General features: G+C 45.0%; 8 protein-coding genes. 4 read left to right on the forward strand and 4 right to left on the reverse strand.

Annotation, left to right across the window (positions count from 1 at the left end):
- Positions 1–30 precede the first annotated feature (30 nt).
- A complete protein-coding gene (locus AAEU32_RS04295; RefSeq protein WP_421969288.1) occupies positions 31–777 on the reverse strand; it encodes a YciK family oxidoreductase in 747 nt (248 codons plus the stop codon).
- 198 nt (positions 778–975) lie between these two features.
- Between AAEU32_RS04295 and AAEU32_RS04300 the strand changes: the two genes are divergently transcribed.
- Together AAEU32_RS04300 and sohB are read left to right on the forward strand one after the other, a co-directional pair.
- Entirely contained in the window at positions 976–3,381 is a 2,406-nt protein-coding gene (locus tag AAEU32_RS04300; RefSeq protein WP_421969289.1) for a VolA/Pla-1 family phospholipase, read from the forward strand.
- Between the two features lie 100 nt (positions 3,382–3,481).
- Entirely contained in the window at positions 3,482–4,504 is a 1,023-nt protein-coding gene (gene sohB, locus AAEU32_RS04305) for a protease SohB (protein ID WP_421969290.1), read from the forward strand.
- A gap of 51 nt (positions 4,505–4,555) precedes the next feature.
- On the opposite strand, the gene AAEU32_RS04310 is transcribed toward sohB, so the two are convergent.
- Complete coding sequence (locus AAEU32_RS04310) at positions 4,556–5,890, reverse strand: dicarboxylate/amino acid:cation symporter (RefSeq protein WP_421969291.1); 1,335 nt, start codon at positions 5,888–5,890, stop codon at positions 4,556–4,558.
- Positions 5,891–6,379: 489 nt separating this feature from the next.
- Between AAEU32_RS04310 and topA the strand changes: the two genes are divergently transcribed.
- Positions 6,380–9,031, forward strand: a complete 2,652-nt coding sequence (gene topA, locus AAEU32_RS04315; protein WP_421969292.1) for a type I DNA topoisomerase — start codon at positions 6,380–6,382, stop codon at positions 9,029–9,031.
- A gap of 74 nt (positions 9,032–9,105) precedes the next feature.
- On the opposite strand, the gene AAEU32_RS04320 is transcribed toward topA, so the two are convergent.
- The gene (locus tag AAEU32_RS04320) at positions 9,106–9,342 is read right to left on the reverse strand and encodes a hypothetical protein (RefSeq protein ID WP_421969293.1); all 237 of its coding nucleotides are present in this window, start codon (positions 9,340–9,342) and stop codon (positions 9,106–9,108) included.
- A gap of 168 nt (positions 9,343–9,510) precedes the next feature.
- A complete protein-coding gene (locus tag AAEU32_RS04325; RefSeq protein ID WP_421969294.1) occupies positions 9,511–11,127 on the reverse strand; it encodes an alpha-glucosidase family protein in 1,617 nt (538 codons plus the stop codon).
- A 653-nt stretch (positions 11,128–11,780) separates the two neighbouring features.
- Here AAEU32_RS04325 and AAEU32_RS04330 point away from each other — a divergent pair.
- On the forward strand, positions 11,781–14,585 hold the full coding sequence (locus AAEU32_RS04330) for a TonB-dependent receptor (protein WP_421969295.1): 2,805 nt from the start codon (positions 11,781–11,783) through the stop codon (positions 14,583–14,585).
- The last annotated feature ends 26 nt before the right edge of the window (positions 14,586–14,611 follow it).

The raw sequence follows: 14,611 nt of genomic DNA on the forward strand, positions 1-14,611 counted from the left end.
CACGGCGTTTTTTATTGGCATGTCCGACACTTATTTTTTGCTTTGAGCGTCTAGTGATTGGCCGTTTGTGCCAATCGAGTCGTCGCTCATAAGGTATAAGTAGGTGGGCATCAAATCTTCTGGTGTTGCTAACTTGTCACGATCTTCACCCGGGAATGCACTGGCACGCATGTTGGTGCGTGTGGCGCCTGGGTTAATACAGTTAATGCGGATGTTGGTCTTGGTTACCTCTTTAGACCATGTTTGCATCATTCCCTCAGTAGCGAACTTAGAGATGCTGTAAGCACCCCAAAACTCACGCCCCTCTCGGCCAACACCTGACGATGTAAATACAACAGATGCATGTGGTGCTTTGCGTAGCACTGGGAACATCGCTTTGGTCAACAATGCTTGGGCCGTTACGTTTACTTTCATGATGCTCTCAAACGTAGAAGAGCAAAAATGCTCTAACGGGCCAAGTGAGCCAAGGATGCTGGCGTTATTTAGTAAGCCATCCAGCTTACCAAACTGCTGTTCAATAGTGGCTGCTAGGTCACGGTAGTTTTGCTTTGTCGCACCTTTTAAGTCCAGCGGTACAATAGCGGGTTGTGGGTAACCGGCGTTAACTATCTCGTCATACACACATTCAAGTTTTTGTGTTGTTTTACCAAGCAAAATCACTGTCGCACCGTGTTTTGCATAGGTTAGGGCCGCAACACGGCCAATGCCGTCGCCAGCCCCTGTCACAAGTATCACTTTGTCATTTAAAGCATTTAGACTTGCTTCATAATTTTGCATAATCTGCACCTAGCGCTAAATTTTTGCCGAATTTTATCATAATCATTTTGCAAGTAATCGATTTATTACAAAATTAAGTGGCGAAAGGTACCAGTTTACGATAAGTTAAACTGGTCTAATGTCTCATTAACGATATGCTATCCTTTTGATTAACATTAATTAGCGCAGAACAATAAAAAAAGGTTTGGAGCCAACAAAATGAAAAAAATGCTACTTTCTCTCGCTGTAGCATCTGCAATTGCAGGCTGTGGCAGCGAAAAGACGCTAGAAGAAATTAAACAAGATACCCCAGCGGTAAAACCACTATCTACTGTGGTATTTGACCCAGCTGCCGGTGAAATTTCTGTTCCTAATGACTTATTATTCAGTGGTACAACTGATGGCACCTTGAATATCCCAGGCGAAGGCACTGATTACAGTAGCCCAGAGTTGGCTCTTGGCGCTTTAGATGGCTGGTCAACCCAGACTCCGTTTAAAATCGATTTAGAGTTTGCGCCGGGCGTAAGCCTTGATGCGACTTCTGCAGCTACTCCTGGCAGCGTGCGTATCTTCGAAGTGGTAATGGGTGCGGATCAAAGCTCTCAAACCTGTGCAACTGTGCCTGCAGGTATCGCGTGTGAATACGTCGCTGAGTTAGCGTTCGGAGTCGACTTCGTTACTCAAGCAAGCGGCAACAGTGTTGCTGTAGTGCCGCTAAAACCTTTTAAAGCGGGTCGTTCTTACATAACAGCATTAACAACGAGTTTAATGGACAGCGAAGGCCGTTCAATTACTCCATCTTCAACCTATGCGCTGGTTAGCGAAGAAACACCACTTATCACTGATTCACAAAAATCACTCCAAGCGGTGGTCAATAGCTACGAAAACGTTCTTGTTGGCAATACAGATTTAAACAAAGACGACATCATCTACACAGCGGCAATGACTATGCAGTCAGCAGGTGAAGTGCTTAACACCATTAAGAGCCTGCTTGCGGCGTCTTTACAACAAGAAAGCTTACCAACACCTGCAGTCACTATCCCAGATCAACCATTGGTGACCGTGGGGCAGGTATTTATGTCGCAAGGGATGCAAGACGTACCTGCGGTATTTAATGCGATCAGTTACGAAAAAGGCAGCGTGATTCTTCCTAATTATCTAAAAACTCCGCAAGGGAAAGAGCTAAGCGATCTAAATGATATTTATTGGGAAGCAAACTGTGATAGCGCTGTGACGGTATTGGGCTACAAAGCACAAGTCGGTGATGCCTTCCCAGAGCAACCGCAAAGCGCGAACGACGGTTTATGCGCAGCGTTAAGTGGTGGCTTATTACGTGACTTGGGTCTTGATGACAAACGTCACCTCACTAAGTACAACAAGATCCCTAAGGTACAAAGCTATGCCAATGTGCCGGTGCAAATTACCAAACCATCGGATTTAAATACGCTTAACTTCATTCGCGGACAACTTGGTCTAGATCCGATGGCCATGCCTGAAGGTGGTTGGCCTGTGGTTATCCTGCAACACGGTATTACGCGTCAAAAAGAAGACATGTTGGCATTGTCAGCTGCGCTGAGCTTACAGGGCTTGGCAACAGTTGCTATCGATTTACCTGCTCATGGTGAGCGTGGTATCGACGTAGATAACGATGGTAATGATGATTTCAGCGCAACGACAAAATCGATTTTAGCGTACATGAACCTGCAGTCATTACTCGTAGGTCGAGACAATGTTCGCCAATCAAGTGCTGACCTGTTAGGTCTTCGTCTTGGCCTAAACTTCAGTGGTGACCCAGAACTTAACTCGCTAGATGTGAGTATCGGTGCGATTTCTATGGGTTCGATTGTGACACCAGCTTTCTTGGCAACGACAAACACGCCTTTATCTGCACAAGTAGATCCACTGTTTAAAGTGCACACTGCTGCGCTAAGTAGTGGTGGCGGTGGTGCAGTAAGCATCTTACTTGACTCAGATACATTTGGTTCGTTTATTCAGGGCTCAGTGTTACTTGGCGCCGGTCTGGATGAATCAGCGGAGTTTGGCGCGTTCTTGCAAGGAGATGCTGTAGCAACTTGTGCGCAGTTCATTGAAGATCAAGAAGCCTACTTAAGCTGTGGTTTCCAAGCGTTCATGGCATCGCTACAAGCTGCGGGCGACAGTGCAAGCTTGACGAATATCCAAAGCACAGTAGGTCAATTCTCATTTGCTGCGCAAACAATTATCGATGCCGGCGACCCAACTAATTACGCTATGCGTGTGAACGAGCAAGGCACACCTGTGTTAACTACTGCAGTAGTGGGTGATGGCGCAGCGAACAAACCAGATACGGTCGTTCCTGTAAGTGTTGCGACTAACCCAATTGCAGGCACAATTCCACTTGCGAAATTGATGGGTGCAACTGTTGCAACGTCTACTAAACAGGGCACCGAACCTGCAAGCTACCTTGTGCAGTATGCTAAAGGGCACCATGGTTCACTACTAACGCCTGCTGCAGACCAAAGCGCGGGTGCAGATGCGGCCGGAAGTGCAGCAGCTAATGCTGAAATGCAGCGCCAATTCGCAACGTACCTAGCGACTAAAGGCACAGTTCTACCCATTGTAGACACGTCTGTAATCGCTCAATAAGCGTTAAAAAGAGTAAACAAGGCCGCACCATAGAGTGCGGCTTTTTTGTGTCTGTAGGCTGTGTTACATTGCCGCCAGCGAAAAACAAAGAGGACATACCGTGGAATATCTTTTTGAATACGGGTTATTTTTAGCTAAAGCATTAACTATTGTGATTGCCATTGGTGCAATCGTTGCGCTAGTTGTTGGTGCTAGCACCAAACCCAAAGGTCAAAGTGGCTCATTAGAGGTCACTGATTTATCTGAGCAAATGCAGCAAACCAAAGACGACTTTTTAGAAAGTACGCTCGACAAAAAAGCGCTCAAAGCATTACGCAAAGAACAAAAGGCGAAAAATAAAAGCGATGATAAAGTCGATACTGACTCGCAAGGGAAAGTCTATGTGATTGACTTTAAAGGCTCTATGGACGCTCACGAGGTTGAGAGCCTGCGCGAAGAAGTGAGCGCGATTTTGATGTTTGCAGATAAAGAAAAAGACCGTGTTTTAGTACGTCTAGAAAGCGGCGGTGGTGTTGTTCATGGCTATGGCCTAGCATCATCGCAGTTGCAGCGCATTACATCATCGGGTATCAAACTGACCGTTGCTATTGATAAAGTCGCAGCCAGCGGCGGCTATATGATGGCCTGTGTAGCAGATGAAATTATTGCTGCACCGTTTGCTATTGTTGGTTCCATTGGCGTTATCGCGCAAATCCCTAACTTCAACAAGGTATTGAAGAAGCACGATATTGATTACGAACAAATTACTGCGGGACAATATAAGCGCACGCTTACCTTATTTGGTGAAAACACCGATGACGGTCGCCAAAAGTTTCGTGAAGAAGTTGAGCAGACCCACGAGTTATTCAAACAGTTTGTTTCGCAACACCGTCCAGATATGGACTTAGAGCAAGTGGCAACCGGTGAGCATTGGTTCGCTCTTGATGCTAAAGACAAAGGCTTGGTGGATAGGATCAGCACCAGTGATGATGAACTCATTACACTTGCGCAAAATCACCATGCATACAAAGTTCAGTACAAGCAAAAACAGGGGCTGGCTGATAAGTTTGCTAAGAATTTAGCGATAACGATAGAGTCGGTCGGTATGCGTTTGTGGAGTCAAGGTAAGCGTCTTATCCCGTAATGGACATTAAAAAGGCCTCAATAAGAGGCCTTTTTATTAGCTTATACGTTGTTAGCTTTTAGTCGGAGGATTGTATTCTTCGAGCTCTTTAGCAGACTCTAAGTCATTAAATACCGCTTCATCTAATTGCCCTTCAGACTTCGCCACTACACAGGTCACCATACAGTCGCCTGTTACGTTTACTGCCGTACGGGTCATATCAAGTAATCTGTCTACGCCGATAATAATCGCGATACCTTCAACTGGCAGGCCTACTTGGTTGAGTACCATGGCTAACATGATCAAGCCCACTCCAGGAACACCTGCCGTACCCACAGAGGCAAGGGTGGCAGTCAGAATAACCATTAGGTAATCAGAGATAGTCAAATCTACACCGAACACTTGGGCAATGAATACCGTCGCACAGCCTTGCATAATAGCGGTACCGTCCATGTTGATGGTGGCACCAAGAGGCACGGTGAATGAGGCAACAGAGTTACTAGCACCAAGCTTTTTGGTTGCTGTTTCAAGTGTTACTGGCATCGTGGCGCTGGAGCTTGATGTGCTAAAAGCAAACAAGCAGGTGTCTTTCATTTGCGCTAAGAACCTAAGTGGGTTTAAACCCGTGAACAACTTGAAAATAATCGTGTAGTTCACGAGGGCGTGGAAAAATAACGCGAAAATAACGACGAAGAAATACTTGGCCAAGCTCACAATTAAGTCTAATTCGATGGTAGTAAATAATTTCGCCATAAGACAGAACACACCATAAGGGGCAATGTTCATCAGTAAGGTAACGAGTTTTAAGATAACGTTATTTAAATCTTCAAATACACTAGCAAGGCGCTTGCCCGCTTCACCACTAAGCGCCATGGCAATGCCAAATAGTAGTGCAAATACAATCACTTGAAGCATATTGCTATCAGCCATCGCGCCAATAGGATTGGTCGGGAACATGCCGATAATAACTTCAGGAAGAGTAGGCGCTACTTTTGCGTCGTAAGTGGCATCACTCGGGATAGTAATACCGTCACCTGGATTTGCGATAAGTGCGAAGGTGATAGCTACCGTGATAGCAATGGCTGTCGTTGCTAAATAGAGTAAGACCGACTTACCTCCCAAACGACCCAATGTTTTAGGATCGCTCAAACTACAGGTACCACAAACGAGTGATACAAACACCAAAGGCACGACTAGCATCTTTAAACTAGCGATGAAAATTTGCCCACCAATGTGGAACAAACCATCAACGAAGAAGCCTTTTATTGAGAGTGAAAACAGCCCTAAATTGATTAAAAAATCTTGCTCTTCACCGAGCATTAACTGCAATAAGCCGCCAACGGCGATCCCTAAAACCATGCCCAGCATGATACGGGTAGTGAGGCTAAATGAACCTTTTGAAGACATAAGCAACATTCAACTTGGTTATAATAATTTGCTATAGCCTATCAGCGAACTCTTTTTAATGCAGCGAAAAAAGACAAGTTTTTGCCTGTGAGCCCAACTCCAGCATCATGCTCAAGAGGAAATGGGTAAATAGTGACCGCGATAGAAGAAGGTTTTTTGCATAATATAGCGTCAGCAAGTTGTATAAATTACCCGCTGAACTGCATTGAATTTGCATAAAAATGCAACGAAATTGGTAATATACAAGCACTTGGTTGGCAATTTCATATTTATTGCTATATATTTGCCCCGCATTTGGCCAGCCTGTTACATTTTTATACATACGACTCGGTTATTATCACGAGGTGAGGCTGGTTAAAAATTCACATATTGAATAAAAGTTTGGCGTTAAAGCTTGTAACAATAAGTGAATGTAGATATACCTATATTTAATCGTGCCCAGGACAAGGGCAGTCATTATATCAAAGAGATGGGTCAACTTAGACTATTATGGGCAAATCGCTAGTCATTGTAGAGTCACCTGCAAAAGCAAAAACAATTAATAAATATCTGGGCAAGGATTACATTGTTAAATCCAGTGTTGGTCACGTGCGTGACTTACCAACCTCTGGCTCAGGTAAAGCAAAAGCCCCTGCAGGCAAAAGCCCTGCCGAGGTGCGCAAAATGGCACCTGAAGAAAAAGCGGCGTATAAAAAGAAGCGCGACTACCAGAACCTCGTTGCCCGTATGGGTATTGATCCTGAGAAAGGGTGGAAACCTCACTACGAGGTGCTGCCAGGTAAAGAAAAAGTAGTTCAAGAACTCAAGAAACTTGCCCAAGATGCTGATGAAATCTATCTCGCAACCGATTTGGATAGAGAAGGGGAAGCGATTGCATGGCATCTCGAAGAGATTATCGGTGGTGACAAAAGTAAATATAAGCGTGTTGTCTTCAACGAAATCACCAAAAATGCGATTCAACAGGCCTTCTCTGACCCAGGCGAACTAAATACCGATATGGTGCAAGCGCAGCAAGCACGTCGTTTCTTAGACCGTGTTGTAGGTTTTATGGTATCACCATTGTTGTGGCAAAAAGTTGCCCGAGGTCTATCAGCCGGACGCGTTCAATCAGTAGCTGTACGCTTGTTAGTAGAGCGTGAACGCGAGATCAAAGCGTTTATCCCGCAAGAGTTTTGGGATATTCACGCCGACGTCAGCGCTCAATCAGATTCATTGCGTTTGTTAGTTACAAAACAAAACGGTGAAGCATTCAAGCCCGTTAATAAAGAACAAGCTGAGACGGCAACGGCGCTCCTTAAGAGTGCTCAGTATCGTGTAAGCGACGTTGAGGAAAAGCCAAGCCAAAGCCGTCCAAGTGCACCTTTTATTACCTCAACAATGCAACAAGCAGCCAGTACTCGCCTAGGATATGGCGTAAAGAAAACTATGATGTTAGCGCAGCGCTTATATGAAGCTGGTTACATCACTTATATGCGTACTGACTCAACAAACTTGTCGCAAGACGCCATCGCCATGTGTCGTGACTATGTGTCACAGAATTTCGGTGATAATTATCTTCCTGAAAAAGCGAACGTTTATAGCGCTAAAGGGAATGCCCAAGAAGCGCACGAAGCTATCCGCCCGTCAGACGTTAACGTGTTGTCTGGCCATGTAGAGGGTGTGGATGCAGATGCTAAAAAGCTGTATGAGCTTATATGGCGTCAATTTGTTGCCTGTCAGATGGTTCCTGCTCAGTATGATTTAACCACGGTTCGCGTAAGTGCTGGCGACTTTGAACTCAAAGCAAAAGGGCGCGTACTGCGCTTTGATGGTTGGACTCGAGTGCAACCAGCTGTGCGTAAGAAAAACGAAGAAGAGCAAGCGCTTCCTGCACTTAAAGTAGGAGATGATTTGAATCTGGTGGAGCTGGATCCACAGCAACACTTCACTAAGCCGCCTGCACGTTACAGTGAAGCAAGCTTAGTAAAAGAACTCGAAAAACGTGGAATTGGCCGCCCATCCACGTACGCAGCAATCATAGGTACCATTCAAGACCGTGGCTATGTACGTGTTGAAAACCGCCGTTTCTTTGCTGAAAAAATGGGTGAAATAGTTACTGATCGCCTAGTGGAAAACTTCACCGAGCTGATGAACTACGACTTTACAGCGAAAATGGAAGAGCGTTTAGATGACATCGCTGAAGGTGAGCGTCAATGGACGCAAGTTTTAGATAACTTCTATACCGACTTCAGCACGCAACTGACTATCGCTGGTGGTGATGAAGAACAAGGTGGTATGCGTCAAAATCAAATGGTTGAAACCGATATTGATTGTCCAACCTGTGGTCGAAAAATGGGCATTCGTACGGCGTCAACCGGTGTATTCCTCGGGTGTACAGGGTACAACTTGCCACCTAAAGAGCGTTGCACTACCACTATGAACCTGACTCCAGGGGAAGAAGCGGTCAATGCAGATGAAGTTGAAGATGTAGAAACATCAACGCTCATGCAAATGAAACGTTGCCCTAAGTGTGAAACGGCCATGGACTCATACCTCATAGATGAGGCGCGTAAACTGCACGTGTGCGGTAATAACCCTGCATGTAGCGGCTATGTCATTGAACAAGGTCAATTTAAGCTCAAAGGCTATGATGGGCCGCTGATTGAATGCGATAAGTGTGGCTCAGACATGGAGCTTAAAAACGGGCGCTTTGGTAAGTACTTCGGTTGTACGAACGAAGAGTGTAAAAATACCCGTAAGTTACTTAAAAATGGTGAGCCTGCGCCACCAAAAGAAGATCCAGTTCATTTACCTGAGTTGGTATGTGAAAAATCAGATGCCTACTTTGTGTTGCGAGATGGCGCCGCAGGGATTTTCTTAGCTGCGTCTACCTTCCCTAAATCACGGGAGACGCGTGCGCCTAAAGTTGAAGAACTACAGCGTTTTAGAGACCGCATTTCCCCCAAGTTCCACTATTTAGCGGATGCGCCTCAAGAAGACTCTGATGGCAACCCTGCAATTGTGCGCTTTAGTCGTAAAACCAAATCTCAGTATGTTATGACTGAGGTTGATGGAAAGGCGACAGGCTGGAAGGCAACGTTTGAACACGGTAAATGGGTTGTTGAAGACAAGAAAAAGTCATCGGCAAAAAAAGCTAAATAAAAGCGATTCACAGACCATAAAAAAGGCCGCTCACGAGAGCGGCCTTTTTATTCCCCTTGATATAAGGCAAGCGGTTATTTGATATCTACTTTTTCAACTGTTTGATAACCAGCAGCGGTTAGCTCGTCATTGACGCAGTCCAACACATACTGATACATGCTCTGCTCGTCGGTGTCGTCTTCCTTAGCCCAGTCTAAGCACATCTGCGTGTACTCCTTGATCATGTCATCGGTTGCGACTGGTACGTCATCGCTTGCATAAGCATTGGTTAAGCTGATAGCAAATAACACACTTAAAACTTGGTGTTTCATAGTTCGTCCTGTTGAGTGGTCTTCGCCGATAGTTTTAGCTTACGTTCTCACTATAGGAAAGTGAGATATTTTTATCGTCAAGATGAGCGAAACAGCGCAATGAAATCAACGTAAAGAGCAAAAAAAGCACTCAAATGAGTGCTCTTATGGCTGTGTGTCAGGGGGAGATCACAGTGTTGCAAACCAGCAGGCAAAACTAGGCAGTGTGAGTGTGTTACCGCTTAGTTTCGCTGTGATATGGCTAATTCCATCGAGTTCCTTTACTGCAGTGTGCGCAAGACTGATGGTGGTTTCTTGCTCTGCGAGGTTGAAGTAACACAACAGAGTTTGACCTTCATGTTGGCGTTCAAAGGCTAAAATAGGCTCTGGCGTGTCGATAAAGTTGATATCACCTTCAATCAGTGCAGGGAAACCTCGTCGCCAATGCATGAACTCTTGATAGGCTTTGAGTGTTGAGTCAGCATCGTTGCTTTGTTTTGCAACGTGCTTGCTGATATGCGCATCGCTTACCGGCAACCACGGTTTATCGGTGCTAAAACCGGCATGGGCTGAATCATCCCAAGGCATTGGAGTGCGGCAACCATCACGACCTTTAAAGTTCGGCCAAAACGTAATGCCATAGGGGTCTTGTAGATCTTCGAAGGCGACACTTGCTTCACCTAGGCCAAGCTCTTCACCTTGATACATGCACACACTGCCGCGCAGTGACGCGAGTAGGGCAGTGAGCATTTTCACTTGCTGTGGTTTGACTTCACCTTCTGGTGACCAACGGCTTGCCACGCGTTCAACATCGTGGTTGCTAAATGCCCAACAAGGCCAGCCTTCCAGCATGCGTGATTCAAGTGTTTCTACGGTGGTGCGAATATACTCACTGCTATAGTCGTTGGTTAATAATTCAAAGCTGTAACCCATGTGTAATTTATCGCCACCAGAGGTGTATTCAGCCATGGTTGCTAATGAGTCTTCAGAGGAGATTTCACCAAGCGCAACAGTCCCTGGATACTTGTTTAACAACGCACGGATATCGCGCATGAACTCGAGATTTTCTGGTTGAGTGTTGTTGTAATAGTGGTACTGAAATGCGTAAGGATTGTCTTCACTGAAACCACGACCTTGGCGCTTTTCTTTGGGTTTAGCAGGATTATCACGTAGCTGTGCATCGTGATAACAGAAGTTGATGGCATCTAAGCGAAAGCCGTCTACGCCTTTTTTCAGCCAAAATTCCACATTATCCAGCACGGCTTGACGCACTTTGGGATTATGGAAGTTGAGATCTGGCTGTTCGGTCAAAAAGTTATGTAAGTAGTATTGTCCACGTCGTGGTTCCCACTGCCATGCCGGGCCACCGAAAATTGATAGCCAATTATTAGGCTGGGTGCCGTCTTCATTCGCGTCAGCCCAAACATACCAATCGGCTTTGTCGTTATCTAGACTTTCACGACTTTCAATGAACCAAGGATGTTGATCTGAAGTATGGCTTAACACTTGGTCAATGATGATTTTGATACCGCGTTTATGCGCTTGTTCAATAAGCTCATCAAAATCATTTAAATCACCAAAAAGGGGATCAATATCTCGATAATCGCTGATGTCATACCCGAAGTCTTTCATTGGCGATTTAAAAAATGGTGATATCCACACTGCATCAACGCCTAACTCGTTAATGTAGTCTAAGCGATTGATAATACCGCGAAGATCTCCGATACCATCTCCATTTGTATCTTGGAAACTACGTGGATAAATTTGGTAAATAACCGCGCCTTTCCACCATTGTGGGTTCGCCATGTTGCACTCCAGATGACTTAATTTTGCAATACTGCGCAAAGAATAAGTCATGGTACAAACTCTTGTAAAAGAACTGCATACGTATGCATTGCCCCTACCTACGCGCAAATTAGTGAGATTTCGAAAAAATCTCGGCTGTTCTGATATTTATCAAAGAGCAAATAAATTTTACCAATTGAAATATACGCATAAAGAACTAGAACCTAGTATATGCTGTCAATTCACTAATAATGTGCAATTGCCGTTGGTTGAGCACTAAAATAGTGCATCAAACATTTGGTAAGACCAATTGTCTTTGCCGGAACCTGCCTGCTTTTATCTATACCTTCCTTACGTGCAGGTCAGTTGGTCACATCATTTTTGTATTCGTTAACATTATTTTGTAACAAGCACAGTGTGATGTGATGAATGCATTATTGTTTAACTGCAAAAAAGTGATTGAAAACTAGCGGTTTTCTTGGTCTGGTGATATTTTTCATGTAAAAGATATGTAAATATTTTGCTTGTAAAAGTCACTGAATACGTATGCATAAATTTGTTAATCAATTACAGCGGAGGGTAGTATTTTTTGTGACAACAACACGAGCCAACTTGGTGCAACGCTAACTAACACCTTGATGGCTGATAATTATGGTCTAATGGGATAAAACACTATGTCTATGTTTAAACCAAGTTTGCTAACCCTAGCGCTCGTGAGTGCGGGTGTAGCTACATCACATGCTGCATATGCACAAGAAGTAGAATCGCAACAAGGTGCTCAAGAGCAAGAAAAAGTAGAAGTCATCGAAGTACGCGGTTTTCGTCGCAGCGTTGTTGAATCAATCAACACCAAACGTTTTGCAAGCGAAGTTGTAGAGTCGGTATCTGCAGAGGACATCGGTAAATTACCTGATTCGTCAATTGCAGAGTCAATCGCTCGCTTACCTGGTTTAACTGCACAGCGTCTAGATGGTCGCGCATCACGAGTGAGTGTGCGTGGTTTCAGTGAAAACGAAAGTGCGACCACATTTAATGGCCGTGAACAGGTATCAATCAGTGATAACCGCGGCGTAGAATTCGATTTATACCCTTCTGAGATCATGAGTGGTGTTACCGTATATAAAACACCAAGTGCATCGATAGAAGCAGAAGGTATTGCCGGTGTAATCGATATGCAAACTGTGCGCCCGCTTCGTAAAGGCGAGCAGGTTATCCAGTTCAACGGTCAATACGAACAAACCAGTTTTGATAAGCTAAACCCAGACGGTGACGATAAAGGTTTCCGTGGTACTATTTCTTACATCGATCAATTTGCAGACGACACATTTGGTGTGGCTTTCGCTTACACGACAATGAGCTCACCAAACCAAGAGAAACGTTGGAACTCTTGGGGTTACCCTGAGTTTACTGCAGACGATGGCAATACATACTCTATCTTAGGTGGTGCAAAGCCGTTTGTTCGCTCATCAACCCTAGAGCGCGACTCTGCAATGTTGGTACTTGAATATGCACCAAATAGTGATTTGAATGTTGCCTTTGATGCATTGTACGTAGATTTTGTTGATGAAAAAATTCTTCGCGGTATCGAAGTACCATTTGCATGGGGCCAAGGTTCTATCAGCCCAGAAAGTGCAACAGTCGATCCTGCTACAGGCTTCATCACTAGTGCCGTTACAGAAGGTCAGCGTGTTGTTGTACGTAACGACTACGAAGAGCGTGCCGCAGAACTGACACAATTTGGCTTAAATGTTGAGTACGTGTTAAGCGATGATTGGAAAGTAGAATTTGACGTGAGTCGTTCAGAGGTAGAGCGTCAAGTGTGGAGTATCGAAAGCTACTCAGGCACGGGTCGTGGTGATAACAACGGTATCGCGGACAACATCGGCTACATTTTTGATGGCGGTAATACCGGCGCGCAATTCTCACATCAGCTAGATTACAGCGACTATAACCTTATTCAATTAGGTGGCCCTTTAACTTGGGGTTGGAGTGGTGCGCTTAATAACGCATACAACTTAGGCGGTACGCCATGGGAAAACCACGCGCAAGACGGTTTTATCAATGCGCCTGAAGTTGAAGATGAACTATCAACATTGAAGCTTGCTGCAAGCAAAGCAATTGATAGCGAGTTCATCAGCGGTATTGATTTTGGTATCTCATACCGTGACCGCGAAAAAACAAAAATTTCAGAGGGTTACTTCCTTACTTTAGCGAGTTTCTCATTGGATAACCCAGGTACAATGGTGGTGCCAGAGCAATACCGATTGGGCACGGCTGATCTTAGCTTTATTGGCATGGGCGATATGATTGCCTATGACACACGCGGCCTTGTGGCAGACGGTTACTATAACCTTCTTCAAGAAAGCTTAACTGATTCCAAGCACTTAACTCGCTCTTGGACTGTGCAAGAAGAAGTAACAGCAGCATTTGTACAGGCAAACATTAACGCTGAGCTAGGTGGTATTCCGGTAACGGGTAACGTTGGTTTACGCTATGTACACACTGAGCAATCATCGCAAGGTAATGCGTTTACGGTGGTTGATGGTCTAGTAGTGGCCGAGGGAACAGACTTGAGCCATGACTACTCTCACCTTTTGCCAAGTTTGAACCTAAACTTTGCACTGGATGAGCAGCAAACATTGCGTTTTGGCGCCGGCAAAACAATTTCTCGCGCGCGTCTTGATGAAATGCACGCGTCTGTAAGTGCGTCTTATAGCACGACACAACCAGATGAAAACGGCAACTACTGGTCAGTTTCAGGTGGTAACCCATCACTGGAGCCAAAAGAAGCAACGGGTTTCGACTTAAGTTATGAAAACTACTTTGCAGATGAAGGTTACTTCTCAGCTGCAGTGTTCTACAAAGACCTAAATCAGTGGATTTTCGACGGTCAGTACGAAATCGACATGACAGGTATTGCAGACCCTGCCACGGGCGAGCTGCCGCCGACTACATCGGGTACAGGTTACGGTAAAGTCAACGGTGGTGAGGGCGACCTTTGGGGTTACGAGCTATCTGTTGCCTTGCCATTTAACCTATTCGCGGATGAGCTAGAAGGCTTCGGTATGCTTGCAAGTTACACCGGCGTTGAGCAGGATATGAAGCAGCCAAATGGTGAAGAATTTAAGCTCCCTGGTTTGTCTGAGTCAATTCAGAGCTTCACTCTTTACTATGAGCGTCACGGTTTCATGGCTCGTACGAGCATGCGTAAGCGTGATGACTTTAAAGGGGATATCTACGGTACTGGTTTCTCTACTGACCAAGTAAATATTCAAGGTGAGACCATCTGGGATGCGCAAATTGGTTATGACTTCAGTGAGTCAGGTATTGCCGGTCTTGAAGGCTTAGAAATGACGTTCCAAGTTCAGAATATCACTGAAGAGCCGTTTGTATCACTACAAGGTGACAACGCATTGCAAGTACGTGACTACCAAGATTATGGTCGTACCTATTTGCTTGGCTTCAAGTATGAGCTATAACTCTTAATTGAAGTAACAAAAGCCCT

The sequence above is a fragment of the Pseudoalteromonas maris genome, assembly GCF_049257235.1.
Taxonomy (GTDB): domain Bacteria; phylum Pseudomonadota; class Gammaproteobacteria; order Enterobacterales; family Alteromonadaceae; genus Pseudoalteromonas.

Bases quoted from the DNA above. Each gene is read 5' to 3' on its own strand.
- AAEU32_RS04330 (WP_421969295.1), top strand. From the start codon at position 11,781: ATGTCTATGTTTAAACCAAGTTTGCTAACCCTAGCGCTCGTGAGTGCG.
- AAEU32_RS04310 (WP_421969291.1), bottom strand. From the start codon at position 5,890: ATGTCTTCAAAAGGTTCATTTAGCCTCACTACCCGTATCATGCTGGGC.
- AAEU32_RS04300 (WP_421969289.1), top strand. From the start codon at position 976: ATGAAAAAAATGCTACTTTCTCTCGCTGTAGCATCTGCAATTGCAGGC.
- topA (WP_421969292.1), top strand. From the start codon at position 6,380: ATGGGCAAATCGCTAGTCATTGTAGAGTCACCTGCAAAAGCAAAAACA.
- AAEU32_RS04320 (WP_421969293.1), bottom strand. From the start codon at position 9,342: ATGAAACACCAAGTTTTAAGTGTGTTATTTGCTATCAGCTTAACCAAT.
- AAEU32_RS04295 (WP_421969288.1), bottom strand. From the start codon at position 777: ATGCAAAATTATGAAGCAAGTCTAAATGCTTTAAATGACAAAGTGATA.
- AAEU32_RS04325 (WP_421969294.1), bottom strand. From the start codon at position 11,127: ATGGCGAACCCACAATGGTGGAAAGGCGCGGTTATTTACCAAATTTAT.